A 22860-nucleotide genomic window follows, 5' to 3' on the forward strand; every position below is an offset into this window, starting at 1 on the left:
CTCTGCGCAGGCTTGGCGGCAAGGACAACCTTGAACAGGCCATCCATCTCGAGGCCGAGGCGTTGGCAACAGCTCAGAAATTGAGTATGGTTTCCCTTAGAAGGCTTGAAGGAACTGCAAGCTGAACCCTGTTTTCATTTCCTGGGGGGGAAATATGCCAAGGTATATTATTGAACGCCAATTCGCCGAACAGGTAAACCTGACCGAAGGCGACAAAGCACATATTAAAGAAATAAATGACGAAGAAGGGATCGAATGGATCTTTTCTTTCCTCAGCGCGGACAAGCGCAAGACTTATTGCCTTTACGAGGCCCCTGACGAAGAAAGCCTGAGACAGGCCGCCAAACGGCTGAATATTCCGGCAGATGTGATTACTCCGGTAGATCGCATCGACCCCGGCGTTTTGCCTGAGTTTTCGCAAACGACGAAAGGCGCGTACCCGCCGGACAACAGGCGGGGCAGGGGGCAAGAAACCTTCCTTGAACCAGGAAGGAATTTAAGATGTTTGACGTCAAGACATTGGACGGCAGCGCCGCTCGGATCGAGCGCGCTGCCTTGGACACTGGACGCAACGCTGCGCGGCGGCGTCCATTTGCCCGGCAGTCCCGAGTATGATCAGGCCCGCACAACCTGGAATAGCATCGTGGAGCGGCACCCAAGTTTCGTGATCCGCGCGCTTGGGTCCAGTGACGTGCAAAAAGCGGTGAATTTCGTGCGCGAGGCCGGGTTGACCATGTCCATTCGGTCGGGTGGTCACCAGATCGCGGGCCATGCTGTCGCCGACGATGCGGTTATGTTGGACCTGTCGCAGATGCGTTCGGTACATGTGGACCCGGTCAACCGAACTGCGCGCGTAGAACCCGGCGCCGTATTGGGCGATGTCGACCGCGAGACACAAGCCCATGCGCTGGTGGTCCCATTGGGCATCAACTCGACCACCGGAACGGCTGGTTTGACACTGGGTGGCGGCTTTGGCTGGATCACCCGGAAATTCGGGATGACCATCGACAACCTGATCTCTGCCCAGGTTGTAACCGCCGACGGCGAAATCGTCACCGCATCTGCCAAAAGTCACCCTGACCTGTTTTGGGCCCTGCGGGCGGAGGTGGCAACTTTGGCGTCGTCACATCGTTCGAATTCCAACTGCATCCGCTGGGCCCCGATGTCTTGTCAGGTTTGGTCGTTCACCCGATCGAAGCGGCCCCCGACCTACTGCCGGAATACGTGACAATCGCGGATTCCGCGCCAGATGAACTGACGGTCTGGACCGTGATGCGCAAGGCCCCGCCTCTGCCCTTCTTGCCCGAGGAATGGCATGGGCGCGAGGTCTTAATCTTTGCCGCGTGTTATGCCGGACCAATGGCCGACGGCGAAAAAGCTATGGCCGGCTTGCGCGGTCTTGGTGATCCGATTGCAGATGTCATCTCGCCCCATGCATTCGTGGACTGGCAAGCGGCCTTTGATGGGCTTCTGACGCCCGGCGCGCGCAATTACTGGAAAAGCCACGATTTCAGCACGCTGACATCCCACGCGACATCCGACCTGCTTGCCGCAATCGCCACGCTACCTGATCCGGCTTGCGAAGTGTTCATCGCACATGTAGGCGGTGCCATGGCGCGGGTACCCGCGGATGCAACGGCCTATCCCGAGCGCAGCGCTCATTTCATCATGAACGTTCACACCCGATGGGAAGATCCCTCAAAAGACGCTACCTGCATCAGTTGGGCGCGGGCGTTGTACGATCAGATGGCACCTCACGCCACAGGCAGCGCCTATGTGAACTTCATGCCCGAAGATGAGGCCAATCACATGGCTGGAGCCTATGGTTCCAATGGCGCAAAACTGGGTCAGATCAAAGGACAATACGACCCGCAGAACCTGTTTCGGATCAACCACAATATCGTGCCAACCTGAGCGCAGATTTCAGAGCGACAAGGCCGAGCGCGCCAGCCACGCGCTCAGGTCCTTTTCAGCAGCGACGATGGCTTCGTTGTTCAAAATCTGCGAGGTCATCGCCTTGGACACGGCGCGCACGCGTTTGTTGATCGCAATATCTCCGGCTTCGATCAGCAAGTCGTTGACGTCCAGTTTTTCGTAGATCGACAGCAAACGGTTCTGGATAGTGCGCAGCGCCAGTTTTCTGCGCACGGCAATGGCCTTGTCTGGAAGACCTAGCGCAAGATCGGTCAGGATCGCCAGTTCGACCTCGGTCAGCGCCTCGCCCGACCGGCTTTGATCCCGCTGAATTTGGTGAATCTCACGGTCGACCATGATCTGGGCTTCCAGCAGGACTGCCCTTAACGCCAAATGCATGCGCGATGGACTGGCGGTTTTCAGAACATAGCCATACGCGGCCTCTTTCGGGACGATCCGGGCGATGCCGCGCAGATACGCTTCGTCTGAATAGTTCGACCAGAACAAGATGCGCGTTTCCGGTCGCTCGGACCAAATGGTGCGGGCCGCCTCGATCCCGTTGCGCTCTTTCATGCGCAGGTCCATGACGATGGCGTCGACACCATCTTCTCGGGCCTTGACCTCACCCTCGCGCCCGTTAGAGGCTAGGCTGATTTCCGACGCTTCGGGCAAAGCCTCCAGTACCAACTCTTTGAGGTAGTTGGCGTGCATGGCATCATCTTCGACCAGAAGAACCTTCATGCCACCTCCTCTCTGCCGCGGCATTCCGACACCGGGAGCCTGACGCTGATTTCAGTTCCTTCGGCGTAGCGGATATCAAACTGTGCCGCGATAAGCCGGGCACGCGTTCGCATATGGGTCAAACCGCCCGAGACTTTCCCAGTTTCGATCGCTGCTGAGCTGCCCCCATCGTCACGCACTGATAGATGCAGCCCATCCCGGCATTCGATCTCGACCAAAATGGACGAGGCCTGAGCGTGGCGTACTGCATTATTGATTGCCTCCTGCGCGATACGAAAGAGCGCAATCCGTTTGGTCTGTGGCAGATCATCGATCAGCCCGTCGGACAGGTCGCGCACGTCAATGTCGATCTCCTGATCCGTTCCGACCGCGCGCTCAAGATGCGTGCGCACGGCGTGCTGGAACCCGAACAGCTCCAGCAGGGACGGGATCGAAGTGTCGATAATCTCGCGCAGCCCCTGGATGCAGGTTTGCATCGACCCGCGCACAGCTTCGATATCTTTCTGAGTTTTGCAGCGCTCAAGCTCTCGGCTGATCCGGGTCATGTCGGCCAGCGTCTGGTCGTGCAGATCCATACCGATCCTCTGCCGCTCAAGCTCAAGCGCGTCGGTCAGGCTCAATGCACCCAGACGCAACCCTTCTTCACGCGCCTGCAATTCCGCGCGCATGATCGCTTCGCGCCGCGATTGTTCGTTGGCTCGCAGCGCATAGAAATAGGGGGCAAGAATATCGGCGATGTTGCGAACCTGTTCGACCGCCTGGTCATCGTAGAAATCCAGCTTCTGCGACGAGCAGTTCAAGGCACCGATCGTGCGTCCCAGCACTTTCATCGCCACGTTAACGCGACTGCGCATCTGATGTTTGATGATCGGCTCGCAATCGGCCCCTTCGAACACATATCGCGGGTCTTCCAGCGCGTTGCCGGTCAACATGCTGTCGCATTCCCCCCGCAGGATATCGCGCACCGGAGAAACCTCGACAGGCGCGCGCGTGCGGCTCCAACTGGTGCGCAGACCGACCTCGTAGCTGGTGTTCCAGTTTCCCTTGTCGTCAACCAGGCACACGTCAAGGTGATCAACCTGCAAAATGCGGTCGATCTCGGACTTGACCGAGCGCAAAGCGGACTTGATGTCGAGGTTGCCTGCCAGGTGATTGGAAATCCGCAGGTAATAGGCAAGATCGGCCATGGACGCACTTTCGAAAAACCGGTCCGCGGCGACCGGCACAACACAGTATAGAAGTCCGACCCCACCCTGTCATGCGGATCACCGCAATAGTTTTGCGGGAACCCGCAATCTTTGCGCGCATCCTACTCTTACACTTTTGCCCATTGCGCGGAATCCTCTCGCTGCCTGCCGGATTGAGCGGGCCCGATGAACGTGCGGCGGAGGGGCCGCCCAGGGAGGAAACTATGACACTCAAGGCAATCATGCTTGGCGCTGTCGCCGGGATTACCGTAATGGCGGCCACCGGTGCCACCGCAGACACATCCGACAAACGCATCGCGCTGTCCAACAACTATGCCGGAAACTCATGGCGTCAGGCCATGCTGGAAAGCTGGCAGAAAAATGGGGATGCAGCCGTGGCCGAAGGCTTGGTTGCCGCAGCGGATGCCTTCACCACCTCTGAAAATCAGGCGACCGAACAAGCTGCCCAGATTCAGAACATGATCCTGCAGGGCTATGACGCCATCGTCATTAACGCAGCCTCGCCCACGGCAATCAATGGCGCGGTCAAAGCTGCATGTGACGCGGGCATCACCGTTGTCTCGTTTGACGGGATCGTGCAGGAGCCCTGCGCATGGCGCATCGCCGTCGACTTCCAACAGATGGGCCGCGAACAAGTGAAATACCTGGCCGAGCGCTATCCCGATGGCGGCAACCTTTTGGAAATCCGTGGGCTGGCCGGTGTCTTCGTCGATGATGAAATCAGCGCGGGTATTCATGACGAGGTAAAGAACTCCAACTTTGAGATCGTAGGTTCGGTTCATGGCGACTGGGCGCAGGACGTTGCGCAAAAGGCCGTTGCGGGCATTCTGCCAAGCCTGCCGGAAATCGTCGGTGTCGTGACCCAAGGTGGTGACGGCTATGGCGCCGCACAGGCCATTGGAGCCACCGACCGCTCGATGCCAACCATCGTCATGGGCAACCGTCAGGACGAATTGCAGTGGTGGGCCGACGAAAAAGCCGCCAACGGGTATGAAACCACGTCGCTGTCCATTGCTCCGGGCGTCAGCACGCTTGCTTTCTGGGTCGCGCAACAGATTCTGGACGGAAACGACGTGCCCAAGGACCTGACCGTGCCTTTCCTGACCATCACCCAGGACGAATTGGAAGAGTCGCTGAAAACCACACCCAAAGGGTCGGTCGCCAACGTTGAATATACGTTGGAACAGGCCAAAACCGTGATTTCGTCGGCTCAGTAGTCAATGAGCGATTTACACACGATACCCGGCGCAGTTTCTGCGCCGGTTGTCTCTCTGGACGCGGCCCATATGTCTTTTGGGCCCGTTCACGCGTTGCGCGCAGCGACGCTGGAAATTGCCGCGGGCGAGTGTATCGGATTGGTCGGCCACAATGGCGCGGGCAAGTCGACACTGGCCAATGTAATCAACGGGCGGCTGTCCCCCACTCAGGGCGCTGTGACCTACCGCGCCGGGGATGCCACGTTGACCAATGGACAAAAAGCGCAGGCATCCGGCGTGCGCAGCGTGTTTCAGGAATTGTCGCTTTGCCCGAACCTGACCGTGCTGGAAAACCTACGCATTCCATTTCGCACCATGCCACGCAAGAATTGGCGACGCGTGGCGCGGCAGAAAATGCAGGACGCGCTGGATCTGGTTTTTCCCGGCCACGGCATCAAACCAAGTGCCACTGTCGGCAACCTGACCATTGCCGAACGCCAGATGGTCGAAATTGCCATTGCCTTCGCAGACCGCGACAGCGAACCCAGCCTTGTTATTTTGGATGAGCCGACCTCATCACTTGATGCGGCCATCGCGCAGCAGTTGCTGGATCATATCAAACGTTTTTGCACCGAGGGTGGCGCGGTTCTGTTCATCTCGCACATGATGGGTGAGATTTTCGATGTGTCGACCCGGATCGTGATCATGAAGGATGGTCAGATCGTGGATGACCAACCGGCCCGAAATTTCACCCGCGAAAGCATTGTGGACGCTATGGGCCACGTGGCACCAGACGACACCGATACCAGCGAAACCCGCGCCACCAAAACGCTGGGTGCCGAGGTTGTGCGCGCCGAGAATGGCCTGAACGCCCGTCAAGGCGAGATCGTGGGCTTGGCCGGGCTGGCCGGTCATGGTCAGGCCGAGGCGCTCGCACAGATCTTTTTCGACCATTCATCGGTCTGGAAATCCTCGGGAGATCCCGAGGTGGTCTTCGTCGCGGGTGACCGTACCCGGGACGGGGTTATGCCGCTTTGGTCGATCCTCAGAAACTTGTCTTTGACCACCCTGTCCGAATTCAGCAGCCGAATTTTGGTGGATCGCGGAAAGGAATCCGATCTGGTTCAGAACTGGAAACAGAGGATTGGAATTCGCACCGACAACGTATCGAACCCCATCCTGTCTCTGTCCGGGGGGAACCAGCAAAAAGTTTTGTTCGCACGGGCCTTGGCCTCATCCGCGCCGATTGTGGTGATGGACGACCCCATGCGCGGTGTCGATGTGGGCACCAAGAAGGAAGTCTATCAAATGATCCGCGACGAAGCCGCCAAGGGACGCAGTTTCTTGTGGTACTCCACCGAGACGGACGAGATTCTAGAATGCGACCGAGTGTTTGTCTTCCGCACCGGACACATTGCAGCGGAACTCAGCGGGGATGACATCACCGAAGAGAACATTCTTGCCGCCTCATTCGAAATGCAGGAGGCCGCAGAATGACCGGGGATCGTCTGCGTCTCGCCCTGCCCGTTTTGTCGCTGGCCGTGCTTTTGGGAGCTGTCTTCTACCTGCAACCGCGCGCGATGAGTTATTTCGGTCTGAACCTGCTGTTCAATCTGGCGATTCCGGTCGCCTTAGCGACCATCGCCCAGATGATGATCATCATGGTCAACGATATCGACCTGTCGATTGGTACATTTGTCAGCTTCTGCGCCTGCGTGACTGCTACGTTCGTTCACGACACACCACTGATCGGCTATGCCATCCTGGCGACGGCTATTCTGGCTTATGCTTGTTTGGGCGCGCTGATCCAATTCCGAGGGTTGCCTGCCATTGTCGTAACTTTGGGTATGTCTTTTGTCTGGGGCGGGCTGGCCGTTTTGATCCTGCCTTCGCCCGGTGGCGCATCGCCGGAATGGCTCAAGACGTTGATGAGTTACAAGACACCTCTGGTCCCCATTGCTGTGGTCGCACCTTTAGTTATCGCGTTGGTGGTACACCTGCTGATCAAACGATCCTGGGTCGGCGTGATCCTGCAAGGGGTCGGCGGCAATGACCGCGCGATGGAGCGCGCAGGGTGGTCTCTGGTCAAACTGCGCGCGTCCGCCTATGGGCTGGCCGGGTTGTTCGGCGTTCTGGCCGGAATGTGCCTTGTCGGTCTGACAACAGCGGCAGATGCCAACATTGCGCTGCGATACACTCTGCTGTCCATTGCCGGTGTCATTCTGGGCGGGGGCGAGTTTGTCGGTGGACGCATCTCTCCGTTTGGGGCGGTGATCGGCGCGCTTACCCTGACCCTTGCAGCCAGTTTCCTGTCCTTCTTGCGCCTGTCGCCTGACTGGCAGATCGGAGCGCAAGGGGCGATCCTGATCCTTGTTCTGGCGGTGCGGCTGCTCTTCGTTCGGAAGGAGGCTGCGGCGTGACCGATAATACCTCATCCACCGAAGGGCCGGTGAATCCTGTACGGATCTTGTTCTCAAAACCCTGGATCTGGGCCTTTGTGGCCGCCGCCCTGACTTTTGCGGCAACCAGTCTGATCGCCGGTTCCGGTGCTGGGTCGCTGTTCTATGCCGCCCTGACATTTGCTGCTTTTTCCGCCATCGTCGGGATCGGGCAGATGCTGGTGATCACCTTGGGTCCCGGCAATGTCGACCTTTCGATCCCCGCATCAATGACATTGTCGGCGACGCTGGCCCTGAAGTTCATGGACTCGGAAACCGCGCTGATCATACCCGGTCTATTGGTTGCAATCGGCGTCGGCATTGGCTGCGGCCTGGTGAATTTCGCCTTGATCCTGTTGCTGCGTATTCCACCAATCATCGCGACCCTGTCTGCCTCTTTCCTCTATCAATCACTGGCCATCTGGTCGAACCGAGGGCTGCGTATCAAACCGCCTGAGCCGCTGGCCGATTTCGCAACCGGTGGCGCGATTGGAATTCCCAACGTCGCCGTGATCGGTATCCTTCTGGCGATTTGCGCTTGGGTACTTTTGGAACGGTCGATCGCGGGACGGTGGATATCGGCCATCGGCCAGAACCTGCGCGCTGCCCGACTCAGCGGAGTTCCTGTCAACGCGGTCCGCTTTGGCGTCTATGTCAATTCGGCTGTCTGTGCTGCGCTGGCGGGGTTTCTTCTGGCCAGCTTTTCGGGGGGTGCAAACCTGAATATGGGGACTGAATACATGTTGATGTCCATTGCGGTCGTCGTGATCGGCGGATCTTCCATTGGTGGCGGCAATTCCAACGTGCCCGGTATCTGGGGCGCCGCTTTGTTTATGTTTCTCATCGTCTCAATGCTGAACTCCTACGGTTTGGGGGCTGGCGTCCGGCTTATTTTGACCGGGCTTGTCATCGTCGGAGTCGTCGCATTGGCCAGCCGTAAAGGATATGACGTATGATTTTTCGCAGACCTACGACATCATCCGGCCCGAGTTCCGCGATCTGATCCATAGCAATATGGGCCTTGCGCGCCTCTCATCGGGGCACCGCTGGACAGAAGGGCCGGTCTGGTTTCCCGCACATAACCTGTTGCTGTTTTCAGATATACCCCATGCCCGCATCTACCAATGGACCGAAGGTGGTGGGGCAAGTGTGTATCGTCAGCAGTCCGAATATTCTAATGGCAACACCCGCGATCCAAACGGTCGCCTTGTTACTTGCCACCATGGAAGCCGCTCGGTTGTGCGCACGGAACATGACGGCACACGGCAGGTGATTGCCGAAAGTTACATGGGCAAGCGCCTGAATTCTCCTAACGACGTGGTGGTTCGCTCGGACGGGTCCATCTGGTTCACGGACCCGACCTATGGCATTCTGTCCGATCTGGAAGGGCATCAGGCCACCCCGGAACAAGAGGGCAGCTTTGTCTATCGCGCCAGCCCGGATGGGCAGGCACTTTCGGCGGTTGTCACCGATTTCGTTCAGCCCAACGGACTTGCCTTTTCGGTCGACGAAAACCGGCTCTATATTGCGGAGTCAGGCAGCAGCCACGACCCTGAAGTTCCTTCAGTGCTACGAGCGTTCGACGTAGACACGGATGGCAGTCTGAGCGGCGGTCAGGAGTTTGCAACCATCGACAACGGATTGCCGGATGGGTTGCGGGTGGATCGCTACGACAATATCTGGTGCTCGGCAGCAGACGGGGTGCATGTCTTTTCGAAGGCAGGAGATTTGCTGGGTAAGATCCTAGTGCCCGAAACGGTTGCGAACCTAACATTCGGGGGCACGCGCGGGAACATGCTGTTCATCACGGCCTCGACCTCTGTCTATTCGATCTTCGTCAATTCCGCCGCGGCCTGACGGGCTCAAGGCCCTATAGGCTATGAAGCTTCAACAGTTTCTTTGCAAACTTACCGGTCTTTCCGCCAGCTTTGATCGCCGCCAAAGCTGCTGTAGACTTTGGTGCTGTCAAACCAGACCCTGACAGCACACAAAGCTCATGGAGCAGTTCCAGAATTCCGCCCAAATCGCGCGGAAGCGTGTCGGGCAAGTCATACAGCATCGCTGACAAAGCTTTTTGAATCTCATGCGCGTGCATTTTGGATAGCTCAGAGACTTGCGCCATGCGTTTGGTCCAGCGCCGCAGGGGGAGCGCTCCGAAAAAGACCAACTCGCGCGCGGCGTCGGCAAATTCTTCGGATTGAAATCTGCCCTGCGCAATCAAGGTTGCGATTGCGTCACTGGTGGTCATTCCGATACCTTCATCCGCACTTGCCAGATACCACGCCAACATCGCATGGGCCATTTTACCCGGCTGCAATCCGGGGCGAAAAAACGGGTCCAGATAGGTCAGGCAATGGTGCCGCGTCAGCTTTTGATCCAGTTCCAGATCGAAAATACCGGCAACGAAATACAACTCTGGCTGCGATGGGTTCATCAATACTGCCCACGGGTTCAGTCCTAGCAGCCAGCTGGCACCAGGATCGCTTCCATAGCTGTGTTCGAATTTCGCAGGCAGGACAAAACCCAAACTCGGATCAACATCACCCGGCATTTTCGGTAAAATAGAGACGCTGGGCTGCGGCCAGAAATATTCGTCGATACGCCGGATTTTGGCCGTGAAACGATACTCTGCAGGAGTACCCAGACCGGGAATAATACCCCCAACCAAACGCTGGATATTGGGGTCGGCCTCAATCGGTCGGCGCCCCTGCCAGGCCATAGCCCAGAGTTGGCAATCTGTTTCAGGCCTGAACTCACCGCCCAAGGCATATCCCAACGCACGCTCTGCTTCGGTCCGCGGGTTTAGAGCCGCCAACGCCTTTTCGCGCCCTTCCGACCCCAGCCGCAGGATCGCAAGCCTGAAATCCATGGCCCCCGGCCGAACACCCAGGCCACGGTAATGTTCCAGCCTGTCAATCAAACGCAATGGGTCAACACATCCGCGATTGTCGGAAGGGGCCGAGAGCATCGGAACCGAATGGCCCGCCTGAACGAAAGACAACAGCTCTTTGGCGCGCGCCGCGAATATCCCTTCGAAACTATGGGGCGAAATACCCAAGGGTTGGTGACCGGAATATCGTGGCTCTAGATAGGGTTGCAGTTCGGCATCGAAATAGGACCCGTTGGCCCAGCTCAATCCCGCAACCGAAATAGGTCGCTGAAAATACTTACCCGGACTAAAACCGCCCTCGAGATCGCGCGTTCTGATCTGATTTGCCCGCTTTTTTAGAGGGCCAAGTAGCGGGTCAGCCTCGGCTCCGAACCGCGCTATTCCATCAAATGCCTGCTCGATCAGGAAGGGGTCATGGCAATCCTCCAGGAGGGCCAGATATGCCGAAACCGCCTCATCTACGGAGGAAACAGGCTCAAACGGCTCAGGTCTAGGAACGGGAAAGTCGGTGATTTCCGCTTTGGCCAAAGGTGCGGTGTCAGCAAGCCGCGCGCGGACCGTCGGCGTCACCACATCCAGATAGTCCGCCATCGCCGTCTGAACCCCGGCATTATGCATCTGACCGAGGCTTTCTATCGATCCACCGCCCGCGTTTGCACATCCCCAACCTCTGATATCAAAGACGAGGTGGCGGTTTCGGCAATTTCGGCCACCCTATCCGGAGTGCGTTTGGCGCAGGATTTCAATAGACCTAACGCATTCAAAGCCGTCGATTTCTGGCGGCTTTGCAAAGCAGGTTCAATCGCGTCGAGCAGGGCTTTGGCATCAAGTTCACCACATTTGTCGGCGCGCTTCAGCGCCTTGACCGCAATCGCCACTGTCGGGGGAACCGCACTATTGAGGAGGCCGAGGTACTGATCGACGCGCTCAACGATTTCAGCATCGCTCGGTTCTAGCGCTGTATGAAACCGCGAGTACCAACCCGCGCGAAACTGCGCAAAATCCCGCTTCAGGGCCTCTAGTGAGCTATCCAACAAGCGCTGTCGGTCCAGGTCACCGATTTCGCTCAGAGCTCGCAAAACATCCGCCCATCCTGCGCGGGGTCCTGAATATTTGTCATGCGCAGCAAGACTGAGATCACCACCGCCTTCAACCTCGAAGAACCGCCAGACATCCTGAGACAAAAACTGATCCCGCGCGTTGTCGGGAACGCCCGCCTGAATGGCGTAGTAGCCAAGAATATAGGCGTCCGTCTGAGGGATTGAGCACAACCCTTTTCGGTTCAACAAATGTACCGCGTCGATCAGGCGGGGATTGTCTTCAACCGCAGCCTCGGCCCAGGCGTCGATCCAACTGAGCTTAAGCTGCGCAAACACTTCGTCCAAAGGAAGGGATTGCGGCAAGATACGCCAATCCCCACAGGCATATTCCGAGGGTCTGGCGGTGGCAATCACGGCGATCCCCAATGCTTCGCCGTCTTTGGTAAATGCTTTGAGCGGCTTTTGGCCTTTCATCTGCGCTTCCCACCAGACCTTTTCATAAGCTTTTTGCGTCTTCAGCGCATGCCGGGCAAATGGCCTTCGATCCGCCTCCGACATCTTTGCGAGGGCCTTTAGAACATAGCGCGCAGTGCGCGTTGTAATCAGGGTCAGAAACTCCTGTTCAGTCACGCTTGGCGCTCCATCATCAGTTCGACGGCTAAAATGTGTTTGCAGGGACCACGCGTATGGCCATTGGCAGCAAACCACGGGCATGTGCAGCTGTGCCCGTCCTCGGCAAAGCGAACCCGATGCGTAACATCGCCACTTTTCACATCCGCATAGTTTTGGGACAATGCGACCGCTCCGTTGTCCGCCAGGTTTGCGGCGGCTTTCAGCCTTGGATTCAAAGATCTGACGCGCTCGAAGCCAAAGGGGAGTTCTCGGTGAAACCAGGTTTGCGACCAAAGATCATAACCTACACGACCCAACGCAGCCAATTGGCACAGCGCGATGTGCACCTCGTGCGGTGAGGCGTTGATGAGGGGTGCCAGGATATTGGGATCAAGCCGGTCCTGCCAGTTCAATTGCGCGGTTACTGCAGCCGTTTTCTCGGCCTCGGTCGTGAGGTCAGAGAGCAACTGCCCGTCGCCTGAAAACCCGCGCCAAGGATCTGCATTCAAGACCAGACACAAACGCTGCCCAGCAAAATCCAAAACCCAGGCTGAACTTTTCAGACCATCGTTGACAAAAACTCGCAGTGTCTTCGCCTTGGGAGCCAGAGACAGCAACACGTTTAACCGATGACCACCGCGCAACGGCACGCTACCCAGCGAAGCTCGGGTTGTTGCTCTGACCCGCTGCCCCTGAGCCGATACCCAAACCAGATGATCCGATTTCGATCGCGGCAAACTGCGCAAAAATTTCTGTGCTGGTGTCGGGGCCAATGAAAGAGCGGGTACCATACCAGCCATATGGCTCTGCACCTCGGCAAATCCCTTCAACCAGCGCAAGGGAAGCGGTACTTTTCGTTCGACGAGTCGGTTTTCATCATGTGTCAGGGCCACGGCTTTGGGCCCAATCGAGATCTGCAACTGGCTGTCGGGCGAAACCTGGGCCAGCATAGCCCTCAAGTTGGGGCCAAAATCCACATTGGTTGTCCCTGTGCGACGCTGTTCGGCGTCTAGCGCGGCCTCATCTATGTCCAGACGGGCATAGGTGCTGCAACAAGCTGAAAACCCCTCAAACCGCACGGTTTCGTGCCCTACTGTGACCACTGGGTCCGCTTCGCGCAGAATCCGGGCCAGCATCGCGGGTGGGACGTAAAAGCGGCTGCCGACGATATCGGAAACCGCGCGCAAAGACCTAGCCGTGATCAGAGGGTGTTTGGCGTGTGCGATCAGGAAATCCTGAGAAGCATCTGGATCGGACTGATCAGCCACCAGACTCAGCTTCTGCTGAGATGACATTCCGGTCAGAGATGACCGGCCCGCATAGTGATACGTGTAGTCGAGTTCTCTCATCTCCGTATACCGGAACTTAAAAACTAATCAATTTGTTCCGATTCATCGTAGACGCCGATTGCACCGCTATTCAACTGGCCGAAACGGCCCGAGGGCGTCGTGAGACATTATCGCCGCAATTCCGGAATTGTCAGGGGAGCAACGGCGTCTGATCCGCGGCGGTCCGATCATTCCCATCACTGTGTGTTTGATGTAGCTTTTGCGGCAGTGTTCCGCTCTATCTCGCAACCCATGCATTTTAACTGCCTTTGTGGTGCGTTAGAGTCAAAACAGCATTGTCGTCGAAAGTCCTATTCGTGAAGCCAGCAAGCCGTTTCTCTCAACCTCCACAACACGAGTTGCGCAAAGTTCGCAATCAGGGATCAGCCTTTCTGACGCTCGCCTTCCTGTTCAGCATCTTCGTGAATCTGCTGATGCTGACCGGACCGTTGTTCATGCTGCAGGTTTACGACCGCGTTCTGGGGTCGCGCGCGGTCGAAACATTGACTGCTCTTTTCCTGTTAGTGGCGCTTTTGTACGGGTTGATGGCAATGCTAGACTATGCCAGGGGCCGTATCGTGGCCCGTTTTGGTGCCCGGTTCCAGTCAACCCTGGACGAACGTGTGTTCGAGGCGACGTTACAACGATCTTTGAATCCTCAGGTCCGGGCTGCGCCTTCAACAGGTTTGCGGGATTTGGAAGCCATTCAAAACCTCTGCTCATCGCCGGTATTGTTGGCTGTGATGGACATTCCGTGGACACCGGTTTTCATGGCTGCCATCTTCCTGTTCCACCCGATGCTGGGATGGCTTGCCGTAGGCGGCGGAGCATTTCTGGTGACTATAGCATTGCTGAACCAAGCGCTGACACGGCGCAAGGTGGCCACGGCGCAATCGGCTTCGGCACAGGCGAATTCCTTTTCCGAACACGCGCGGCAAGCGGCGGAAATTGTACGCTCTCAAGGGATGCAGAAGGACATCATTCAGCGTTGGCAAAAACAACGCACCAATGCATTGCACCAGACAATCGCAGCCAGCGACTGGACTGGCAGTTTTACCTCACTGACCAAATCACTGCGACTGTTCCTGCAATCCGCTATGCTGGCCTTGGGAGCCTGGCTGGTTCTGCGCAACGAGTTGACACCGGGCGCGATGATTGCTGGCTCTATTCTGCTGGGTCGCGCGCTTGCTCCGATCGAGCAGACGATTGGCCAATGGGCGATGATCGAACGTGCCCGAACAGCCTGGGGGTCTCTGAACGAGTTTCTGGATTCAACTCCACCTGAAACGCCTCGTACCAAGCTGCCTGTTCCCGAGGCCCGGTTGACGGCCAAGGGACTAACCGTCATTCCACCGGGTGCGGAAAAACCAACTTTGCGCAACATTTCCCTAAACCTGGCACCGGGCAGCGCTCTGGGCGTGATCGGGCGCAGTGGTTCGGGCAAATCGACACTAGCCAAAGCCTTGCTGGGATTGTGGCATCCGGCGGTCGGCGAAATCCGCTTGGGCGGTGCGACGTTGGATCAATACGACCCGACCGATCTGGGCCAGCATATCGGCTATCTGCCGCAGACCGTGACCCTGTTCAATGGCACTGTTGCGGAAAACATCGCACGAATGTCGGAAAACCCGGACGCCGAGGCCGTGGTTGAAGCTGCCCGAAAAGCGAACGCGCATGAGCTGATCCTGACGCTGCCAAAAGGCTATGACACGTTTCTTGAAGGCAACGATAGCCAGCTTTCAGGTGGTCAAAAACAGCGGATCGCTCTGGCGCGCGCCCTCTACGGAGACCCGGTACTTTTGATTTTGGACGAACCGAACTCGGCCTTGGACGCCGATGGGACAGAGGCACTGAACACTGCAGTGCGCGGCTTCAAGGCAGCTGGGAAATCCGCGATAATCATGACGCATCGTCCGCAGGCAATTTCGGAATGTGAAAACCTGATCGTTGTCGAACGTGGACAGATCATCAAGTCCGGTGCTCGCGACGAGGTGCTGGGAGCCACGGTCCAAAACGCGGGTGCGATCAAACGCGGCCTCAGTCAGGCGGGGGAATGATGCAAAAAAGCAGCTCTGATACTCGTCCTGTTTGGCGCATCACATTTCCGGCGATGGTGGGATTTGTCGCCTTAGCCATTCTGGTTGGCGGTTTGGGGAACTGGGCCGTTCAAACCCGACTTGCAGGCGCTATCATTTCGCAGGGGACGATCGAAGTTCAAAGCAACCGGCAGGTCGTTCAGCACCCCGACGGCGGCGTGGTCGGAGAGATTTTCGTGCGCGACGGTGACGAGGTTCAGCAGGGCGATCTGTTAATCCGGTTGGACGGTACTTTTCTGAAATCTGAGAAAATCATCGTAGAAACTCAACTATTCGAGCTTTTGGCCCGCAAAGCCCGACTGGAAGCGGAACGTGACGGCATCCCGGCACAGGAGTTGCGCGCACGTCTGGACGAATTGGAACGGCAAGAGGCCATCGAACCCGAACTAGTCGGCGGCCAGCAACGTTTGTTCGAGGCCCGGTTGGACACATTAAGTCAACAAGCCGAGCAGCTCGGGAAGCAACGCATTCAGACGGAAAGCGAGATTGAAGGTACGGAGGCTCAGCTTATCTCTCTGCGCCGTCAAGTCGAGTTGATCCGGGAGGAGCTGGAAGATCAGCAGAGCTTGTTCGATCGGGGCCTGACACAGGCCAGCAGGGTCTCGGCGCTGTTGCGGGAAGAGGCCAGCCTGACCGGGGATATCGGCCGGTTAGAGGCCAATATCGCCCGTTTGCGCGGGCAGATCGCGGCAACCGAGATCCAGATTGTCGAGCTGAAAGCTGCCCGCCGAGAAGAGGCGATATCGACCCTGCGCGATGTTCAAGCACAGATCGCTGAACTGGCCGAGCGACGCCTGTCCCTGACCGTGCGTCTGTCAAGGCTGGATATTCGCGCACCGGTGACAGGGGTCGTCTATGGCAGTCAGGTTTTCGCGTTGCAATCCGTGGTCCAACCCGCCGAGCCTATGATGTATGTGGTGCCCTTGGACACACCTTTGCTGGTAGCCTCGCGCGTGGACGCCATTCATGTCGATCAGCTGCACGTGGGACAGCCTGTCCTGCTGCGATTCACCGCGTTCAATCAGCGTGAAACACCAGAAATCGAAGGGCAAGTCATCAACGTTTCGGCTGATGCTTTTACCGATGACAACACCGGGCTGACCTTTTATCGCGCCGAAGTTGTACCAAATGAAGGACAGCTTGGCCGTCTGAACGGTCAGGAACTGCTCCCCGGAATGCCCGTCGAAACCATGATTAAAACAGATGAGCGTACGCCTCTGTCCTACCTGGTCAAACCATTGTCGGACTATTTCAACAGGGCGTTCCGGGAATAGAGCGGCTAGGCCTGTTCAATATTGCCAAGCAGGATAGTGGTCATATCTGCGGTGATCACGTTGTCTACGGCAACGATATCGACCCCTGTTTCGTAGGACACATTGTTCGGCGTGATGCCGCTGAGATCCGCATCATCGTCCAAGAACACCCATTCCGGCGAATGTGGGGTAGATTGCCCAACAGAAACCTGCAAAATCGCCAGCGCGTCCAACGCATTTACAGTGCCGTCTTGCGTGATGTCGGCCGCAATCAGATTCTCGGCCGAGGCCGGTCCCCATGTTGGTTCAAGCCCGACGGAAATACTCAAAACCTGAAGCGCGTCTAGAGCATTGATATCGGCACTTGCCGTTGAATAGCCCTTGATCACGTCAAACTCACCCGAGAACATCCCAGGAGGGAGGTCAAAGTCGAATACACCATTCTCGTCCGCGCGCACGGTCAAAATGCCCCCGCCTTCGAGCGCTAACTGGATTTCTGCATTCGCCAAAGCCGGATTCTGCGTTTGGGAATCGATCGAGATATCGCCCAGAACACCATCCGAGCTACCGGGGTCCAGGCCCCCCAAAGTCCCCAGGTCCACGGGTATATGATCGGGGCCACCAAAGCCCGCGCCGAATATCTGTTGCTCGGACAATGGACCTCCCGCAGCGGATATGAGTTCGACCGTAGTGTCCAGAAACTCTATCAAGGCCCCCTGACCTGTAGCCGTGAATGTAAGTTGATCCGGCGTGCGCAGCAGTGGGAAATCGAACATGTCCAGACGGTCTGTACCCGCCTCGAAATCAGTAATGATCACAGGGGCGCTGCCATGCTGCATGACGAAAATATCCGCTCCGGCCCCACCGGTCATCTCTGTGGCTCCGGCACCGGCGATCAGGATGTCATCTCCCACCCCACCCGACAAACTCGTGTCGAGAATACCTCCGTTAAGAATGTCGTTTTGATCTGTGCCAGTGATCGCGCCAAACCCTTCCTGCACGATCCCCAGATCAGAGAGGTCGACTGTCAATTGCGTCAGACCACCATCATGTTGTGAGGAGGCAAATATTTGCAACTCATCCCCGACATGAGCCGTGATCACCGTCTCAACATTCTGTAGTCCGGTGTCCAACGTGTCGGCAAAACTGTCCAGGTAAACCAGTTGCCCGCCCGGTGTCATCGTGAAAAGTGTGACCCCGTCATCGCCTCCCCCAGCCACTAAGAACACATGGCCGTCCACCTCGATGACGGACATGTCCTGAAGGGTTTCGAACCGCGTGTGCAACGAATCCAACACGTGATCCGTGGGTACAAGCGAACCCGAGGCATCCAGCTTCATCAAGCTGATGGAATTGCTCTGCGCCCCGGCGACGACGACCCATGACTGACCGTACGCTTGCACCACGTCAACCGCGGTAGGCACTGCAATGCCCAGTTGGTTCAGCGCATCGCTGTTATCAACTTCTGACAGTCCCCCCGTGGCGGAATCCACTGTGTAAATCGCGATGGAATCCGTCTCTGCATCAGAGGCCACCACGACATTCTCACTGCCAAATTGAATGACCTCCATCGAGTCGGCGCGACCGGCGATGGATCCCGACACCGTCAGACTTCCGTCCGGATTCACTAGATAGGTCGAGATTTGACCCGTATCTTCATGGGCCAAGGCCAGCACTCCACCCGTCTCAACCGAGTATTGCACAAGCGCGGAAACATCTCCGCCCCCGATCAGACTGTCGATAGTCTGTAACGTTCCGACAGTTCCATCTGGATTAAGTGTGTATCCTACCAATCCCGTGGCCAAATCGACATCCAGAATCAGTTGGTCACTACCGGCAAGCGTCACGAGCTCGGCACTATTGCCTATTTGTTGCGAAATCGTCCCGCTGTAATATTGAATGTCTTGCTGTTGCGGAACAATGCCTTCTAGCAGCTTCCAAACCGTGATGCCGCCTCCAGGGCCCGTCACGCTGTATAGAAACGTGTCCCCGTTAAACGTTTTTAAAGCCGTGTCGCTGATACCTGAATCGAGCGCTACGCTTCCCGTTGCAACCACACCTTCGAACTGAAGCATCATGTCAAATCACCCCGTGCCACACTTGGCTTCAATGACAGGATGATCTGATGCCCGGTCCGAAACCAAAGCACAAATGTGGTGAAAACGTGAAGTTCGGCATCAGTTTAACTCAATTTTTTCTGGTCCGACCCCATGAGTCACTGGAGGGCAAGACAGATGAACAAGAGCTGTACCCCTTGGGCGGACGCGGACACCACATGTGAGGGTAAGATGACCAAAGACCACGATTCCAATCGCCACGCGAACAACCCCGTGACCGGGGTCGAGGACAAAGCGCAGATTCGTCGTTGGCTTGATGACAAAATGCGCCGCTGGGCAGGTCGGGGTCTTGCAGGTGGGTTGGGCTCAACGCTGATGGCGCTGCCTGCTCTGGGGCAAGCTACGATCGAAGAGCTTTACGCCTTTCAATTCGCCGAAACCATCCCAGGTGTCAGATCGGTCAAACTGCTGAAAGATGGCGATGTCCTGGTTAAATTGGCGAACGGGAAATCGATGATCGTGGCGTCAGAGAACATCCAGATTCTCGATAGTGGTGCAATCATGATCGCGGAAGATATCGTGGCTGAGATTGCGCAGTTCAGCCTGGCCGCAGAAGCGGGCGGCGCGGCTGCCGCAAGTGGCATCAGTGGGGTTGGCGCTGCCGCACTAGGTGGACTTGGTTTGGCCGGGGCGGCCGCTGCTGCAGGCGGCGGGGGCGGAGGCGGGGGCGATGATCCCGCTCCGGCACCAACATATCCCCACCTGAATTTGGCAGGAGCCCAATCCAACGCGCTGAGCAGCACCGCACTAAATTCGGTCACGCCCGATGGGACAACAGATATCGAAGTGTCGATCGGATCCGTTTCCGTATCGGTGGTGCCCGAACCAGACGGAAGCTGGAACGTTGCACTGACACCCGACCAAGCGGCAAACCTTCCCCAAGGTGTCAACACCGTTACGATCCGTCATCTTGACGGCGAGGGGAACGAACTGGCGGTCGAAAACGTGACCTTCAATGTCGATACAATTGCTCCGACGCTGGCAATAACCGATTTCTCGCACGGCGCGGTTGTGAACGCCATTGAGCAAGGAAACGACCTTACCGTATCCGGAACTTCGGACGCTGAAAACGGGCAAACCATCACGGTGTCCGTCAACGGACAAGTCTATTCAGCCACGGTGAACGCAGGCCTATGGACAGCGACAATACCAGCGGCAGACCTGTCAGCTTTGCCAGATGGAACAACTATTTCGGTAACAGCAGATGTGACAGACGCTGCGGGCAACCCTGCGCCACAGGCAACAGGCAGCTTTGAAACGGATTTCACCGCGCCCACGTTGACCCTCAATCCGGTAGCTGGCGGATCCATCGACCTGATTGACGTAGGGAGTGACCTTAATATTACCGGGACGACCACGGCTGCCGATGGCGAAATAGTCTCGCTTGACTTCAATATGCAGGTCTACACGGGCACCGCATCCGGAGGAAACTGGACTGTCACAATCCCCGCCGCGGACCTAAGCGGACTGTCGACCGGCACACCTGTCGCAATTGGCGTTTCAGTAGCAGATGCGGCTGGCAACATTTCTACCTTGGTCAACGCATCTATTCCGGTCGACTTGACCGGGCCATCGATCTCGATCGCAACCCTCCCCGTTGGCGACGCACTGAACACGGCGGAAGTGACATCAGACCTGACAATTTCCGGGACGACGGCAAATGTTCAGGATGGTCAAACCGTAACCGTCACACTGGACGGCCAGACCTATACAGGTACGGTCACAAGTGGAGTATGGAACGTTACTATCCCTGCATCCGATCTCGGCGCATTGACCGATGGCGAAACATTTTCCATCACAGCAGATGTGTCTGACACGGATGGATTGATAGCACCGCAAGCCAGCACGGCCATCGTCAAGGACGTCACCGCGCCGACCCTTAGCATCGACAGTTTTTCGGCTGGCGCTGTCATGAATGCATCCGAGAGGGGTACGGATCTGACAATCACTGGCACCACCAACGCCGAAGACGGGCAAACGGTCACCGTCAATCTCGGAGGCCAATCCTACATCGCTACGGTATCTGGCGGCGCATGGACAGCAACTGCTCCTGCGAGTGACGTAGCCGCCCTATCGGACGGCGCAACCATCGCCGTCACCGCTGATGTTTCCGACGAGGCCGGAAACCCAGCTGTACGAGCCACAAGCAGCTTTGACACCGACTTTTCCGCACCCTCAATCAACGTGACTTCACTTTCGGACGGGCCTGTTCTGAACTTCGCAGAACTTAGTACCAACCTCGTGGTTTCCGGCACCTCCGATGCGGGCGACGGAGCTGTCGTTTCCGTCCAAATTGTCCGGGGGGATGGCACCGTAGACGTCGCAGGGACCGCCACTGTGAATTCGGGAAGCTGGTCGTTTACCGCGCCACCTTCTGACCTGACTGAATTACAAGACACGGAATCCTACACCGTATCCGCCTCTGTTTCCGACACGGCAGGCAATACCGCATCCGACATCAGCACTTTCGATACCGATTTTTCAGCGCCTGTCATAGCGATTGACCCATTAGCTGTCGGATCTACGCTGGACATCGCGGAAAGGGGCTCGGACCTGACGGTATCCGGCACCACGACCGCTGAGGATGGGCAAACTGTTACGGTCTCTCTGAACGGTCAGGACTATGTCGCCACGGTTGCTTCGGGAAGTTGGAGCGCGACCATCTCTTCTGGAGATCTCGGCAGCCTGGCAGACACAACAGCCTTCACCATAAGCGCAAATGTCGCTGATTTGGCAGGCAATCCGGCGACACCGGCGACGGCAGCGATAACGACGGATTTCCGCCCGATACTATCCTTGAATTCCACGGGTACCAACGGAGCGGTCTTGCTCGCAGACGCGCAGAGTACGGGACTCACAGTCTCTGGAAGTTCGATAGGTCTTACAGCTGGACAGACTGTTAGTGTAACCCTGAACGGAACACCTGTGGGGACAGCCTCGGTTGGCGCAGACGGGACATGGTCTTTGCCGGTCTCTTCAAGCGACTTTGCTGGTCTAAACGCTGGTGACGACCTCACTTTTCAAGTTCAGGCAACAGTTACGGGTGGGCCGGATCCCGCACCTACAACGGATACAACAACCGCGTATTTACCCGCCGCATACACAATCTCGGAAGTCAGCAACGATGGTTCTTCAGTGATATTCCAAATTCACGCCGACCTGAACCGCGATATTTCGGGCGGGCTGGCCGTCACAGCAGAAATCGGATTTGATCCGGCCGTTGTCACAATCAACCCTACCTCCATTTCCGAGAACAGTGATTTCGGGCTTTTCCTGACCAATCCAGTCGGAGCATCAGCTGTCAACATCGCGGGGGTCGCAACGACCTATTCGGACCTGTCACAACCCGTTGTGACATTTACCGCGGCTGTCGTTGATCCTTCCAAACCAATCATTCTGACCATAGACACGCCCGACGGTGGTCCTTCGGTCTACCAATTGGGCAGTGGAGGAGACGATACGCTCACCGCAAACGCCGTCGACAATTTCCTGCAAGGTTTCGGAGGAAACGACACCATAGACGTATCGAACGCAGGGCGGGATGTCGTGGTCTTCGAAGCTACGCCAGCAGCCAACGGCGTGGATACCATTACGGGCTTTACGCTCGGCGCAAAGGCTGAGGTCACAGATGCGATTATGTTCAATGGGTTCGACAGTACCACACTGCGGGGAGACGGAACTAATTTCGAAACCCTGGAACTGGGAGACGCCGTTGGCACAAATACTGGTTTCGTGGGTCTTACGACCGTTTTGGTAGATTTGAGCGCAGGCACAATTGAAAACGCTGTCGAGAGTTTGAGCGATCTGCAAGCGGGTGACGAAATCTATGTCATGGCCACAGATGGCGATGACAGCGTGTTGGTCCATGTCGAATACAGCGCACCAAATGCAGCATCGGTTGAAACAGTTGCAGAATTCACAGGGCTGGACGACCTAAGCGGTTTGTCCCCCGACAATATCCTGCACACCGACCCAACTGGCGCATCCGCCTGATCCAACGACACCGCCGAATTTGAAAATCGGCGGT

The 22860-nt window shown here is 57.0% G+C and carries 16 protein-coding genes; 10 read left to right on the forward strand and 6 right to left on the reverse strand.

Annotated features, from left to right (window positions below; translation table 11 throughout):
• The first annotated feature begins 154 nt into the window (after window positions 1-154).
• On the forward strand, window positions 155-1228 hold the full coding sequence (locus tag ACR3E7_RS21005; protein ID WP_480719535.1) for a nickel-binding protein: 1074 nt from the start codon (window positions 155-157) through the stop codon (window positions 1226-1228).
• On the forward strand, window positions 1168-1914 hold the full coding sequence (locus ACR3E7_RS21010; protein WP_480719538.1) for an FAD-binding oxidoreductase: 747 nt from the start codon (window positions 1168-1170) through the stop codon (window positions 1912-1914). Before ACR3E7_RS21005 ends, ACR3E7_RS21010 begins: the two co-directional genes overlap by 61 nt.
• Before the next feature lie 9 nt (window positions 1915-1923).
• On the opposite strand, the gene ACR3E7_RS21015 is transcribed toward ACR3E7_RS21010, so the two are convergent.
• Window positions 1924-2655 carry a response regulator transcription factor gene (locus tag ACR3E7_RS21015; RefSeq protein WP_170789956.1) on the reverse strand — a complete coding sequence of 244 codons (732 nt, stop codon included), beginning with the start codon at window positions 2653-2655 and terminating at the stop codon, window positions 1924-1926.
• A complete protein-coding gene (locus tag ACR3E7_RS21020) occupies window positions 2652-3842 on the reverse strand; it encodes a GAF domain-containing sensor histidine kinase (RefSeq protein WP_480503736.1) in 1191 nt (396 codons plus the stop codon). Before ACR3E7_RS21020 ends, ACR3E7_RS21015 begins: the two co-directional genes overlap by 4 nt.
• A gap of 224 nt (window positions 3843-4066) precedes the next feature.
• Here ACR3E7_RS21020 and ACR3E7_RS21025 point away from each other — a divergent pair, with 224 nt between their 5' ends.
• The 5 genes from ACR3E7_RS21025 to ACR3E7_RS21045 are packed head-to-tail and all read left to right on the forward strand — an operon-like array spanning window position 4067 to window position 9354.
• Window positions 4067-5080, forward strand: coding sequence for a substrate-binding domain-containing protein (locus tag ACR3E7_RS21025; RefSeq protein WP_480503735.1), 1014 nt, complete (start codon window positions 4067-4069; stop codon window positions 5078-5080).
• A 3-nt stretch (window positions 5081-5083) separates the two neighbouring features.
• On the forward strand, window positions 5084-6556 hold the full coding sequence (locus ACR3E7_RS21030) for a sugar ABC transporter ATP-binding protein (protein ID WP_480503734.1): 1473 nt from the start codon (window positions 5084-5086) through the stop codon (window positions 6554-6556).
• On the forward strand, window positions 6553-7479 hold the full coding sequence (locus ACR3E7_RS21035; RefSeq protein WP_170773368.1) for an ABC transporter permease: 927 nt from the start codon (window positions 6553-6555) through the stop codon (window positions 7477-7479). The genes ACR3E7_RS21030 and ACR3E7_RS21035 overlap by 4 nt, the downstream gene beginning before the upstream one ends.
• Entirely contained in the window at window positions 7476-8453 is a 978-nt protein-coding gene (locus ACR3E7_RS21040; protein WP_480503733.1) for an ABC transporter permease, read from the forward strand. Before ACR3E7_RS21035 ends, ACR3E7_RS21040 begins: the two co-directional genes overlap by 4 nt.
• Window positions 8443-9354: an SMP-30/gluconolactonase/LRE family protein gene (locus ACR3E7_RS21045; RefSeq protein ID WP_480719540.1), complete on the forward strand. Its 912-nt coding sequence runs from the start codon at window positions 8443-8445 to the stop codon at window positions 9352-9354. Before ACR3E7_RS21040 ends, ACR3E7_RS21045 begins: the two co-directional genes overlap by 11 nt.
• Window positions 9355-9367: 13 nt before the next feature.
• Here the strand turns inward: ACR3E7_RS21045 and ACR3E7_RS21050 are convergent, their stop codons facing one another.
• Genes ACR3E7_RS21050 through ACR3E7_RS21060 form a run of 3 tightly spaced genes read right to left on the reverse strand, consistent with a single transcriptional unit; the run spans window position 9368 to window position 13388 of the window.
• Complete coding sequence (locus ACR3E7_RS21050; protein ID WP_480719543.1) at window positions 9368-11005, reverse strand: DUF7824 domain-containing protein; 1638 nt, start codon at window positions 11003-11005, stop codon at window positions 9368-9370.
• Window positions 11006-11019: 14 nt separating this feature from the next.
• Window positions 11020-12057 (reverse strand): DUF6493 family protein, encoded by a 1038-nt coding sequence (locus ACR3E7_RS21055; RefSeq protein WP_480719544.1) that lies wholly within the window; start codon window positions 12055-12057, stop codon window positions 11020-11022.
• Window positions 12054-13388, reverse strand: coding sequence for an SWIM zinc finger family protein (locus ACR3E7_RS21060; protein ID WP_480503731.1), 1335 nt, complete (start codon window positions 13386-13388; stop codon window positions 12054-12056). The genes ACR3E7_RS21055 and ACR3E7_RS21060 overlap by 4 nt, the downstream gene beginning before the upstream one ends.
• A gap of 296 nt (window positions 13389-13684) precedes the next feature.
• Here ACR3E7_RS21060 and ACR3E7_RS21065 point away from each other — a divergent pair, with 296 nt between their 5' ends.
• Window positions 13685-15424, forward strand: coding sequence for a type I secretion system permease/ATPase (locus ACR3E7_RS21065; protein ID WP_480503730.1), 1740 nt, complete (start codon window positions 13685-13687; stop codon window positions 15422-15424).
• Window positions 15421-16737 carry an HlyD family type I secretion periplasmic adaptor subunit gene (locus tag ACR3E7_RS21070; protein WP_480503729.1) on the forward strand — a complete coding sequence of 439 codons (1317 nt, stop codon included), beginning with the start codon at window positions 15421-15423 and terminating at the stop codon, window positions 16735-16737. The genes ACR3E7_RS21065 and ACR3E7_RS21070 overlap by 4 nt, the downstream gene beginning before the upstream one ends.
• A 5-nt stretch (window positions 16738-16742) precedes the next feature.
• Here ACR3E7_RS21070 and ACR3E7_RS21075 read toward each other — a convergent pair whose 3' ends face one another.
• Window positions 16743-18794, reverse strand: a complete 2052-nt coding sequence (locus ACR3E7_RS21075) for a hcalcium-binding protein (protein ID WP_480503728.1) — start codon at window positions 18792-18794, stop codon at window positions 16743-16745.
• A gap of 210 nt (window positions 18795-19004) precedes the next feature.
• Here ACR3E7_RS21075 and ACR3E7_RS21080 point away from each other — a divergent pair, with 210 nt between their 5' ends.
• Window positions 19005-22826, forward strand: a complete 3822-nt coding sequence (locus ACR3E7_RS21080; RefSeq protein WP_480503727.1) for a beta strand repeat-containing protein — start codon at window positions 19005-19007, stop codon at window positions 22824-22826.
• Window positions 22827-22860: the final 34 nt, after the last annotated feature.

It is taken from the genome of Ruegeria sp. BK1 (assembly GCF_056535645.1).

Excerpts from the sequence above, each read along its gene's own strand:
- ACR3E7_RS21080 (WP_480503727.1), top strand. The coding sequence starts at position 19,005 with ATGACCAAAGACCACGATTCCAATCGCCACGCGAACAACCCCGTGACC.
- ACR3E7_RS21020 (WP_480503736.1), bottom strand. The coding sequence starts at position 3,842 with ATGGCCGATCTTGCCTATTACCTGCGGATTTCCAATCACCTGGCAGGC.
- ACR3E7_RS21050 (WP_480719543.1), bottom strand. The coding sequence starts at position 11,005 with ATGCATAATGCCGGGGTTCAGACGGCGATGGCGGACTATCTGGATGTG.
- ACR3E7_RS21075 (WP_480503728.1), bottom strand. The coding sequence starts at position 18,794 with ATGATGCTTCAGTTCGAAGGTGTGGTTGCAACGGGAAGCGTAGCGCTC.
- ACR3E7_RS21035 (WP_170773368.1), top strand. The coding sequence starts at position 6,553 with ATGACCGGGGATCGTCTGCGTCTCGCCCTGCCCGTTTTGTCGCTGGCC.
- ACR3E7_RS21060 (WP_480503731.1), bottom strand. The coding sequence starts at position 13,388 with ATGAGAGAACTCGACTACACGTATCACTATGCGGGCCGGTCATCTCTG.
- ACR3E7_RS21030 (WP_480503734.1), top strand. The coding sequence starts at position 5,084 with ATGAGCGATTTACACACGATACCCGGCGCAGTTTCTGCGCCGGTTGTC.
- ACR3E7_RS21045 (WP_480719540.1), top strand. The coding sequence starts at position 8,443 with ATGACGTATGATTTTTCGCAGACCTACGACATCATCCGGCCCGAGTTC.
- ACR3E7_RS21015 (WP_170789956.1), bottom strand. The coding sequence starts at position 2,655 with ATGAAGGTTCTTCTGGTCGAAGATGATGCCATGCACGCCAACTACCTC.
- ACR3E7_RS21025 (WP_480503735.1), top strand. The coding sequence starts at position 4,067 with ATGACACTCAAGGCAATCATGCTTGGCGCTGTCGCCGGGATTACCGTA.
- ACR3E7_RS21005 (WP_480719535.1), top strand. The coding sequence starts at position 155 with ATGCCAAGGTATATTATTGAACGCCAATTCGCCGAACAGGTAAACCTG.
- ACR3E7_RS21070 (WP_480503729.1), top strand. The coding sequence starts at position 15,421 with ATGATGCAAAAAAGCAGCTCTGATACTCGTCCTGTTTGGCGCATCACA.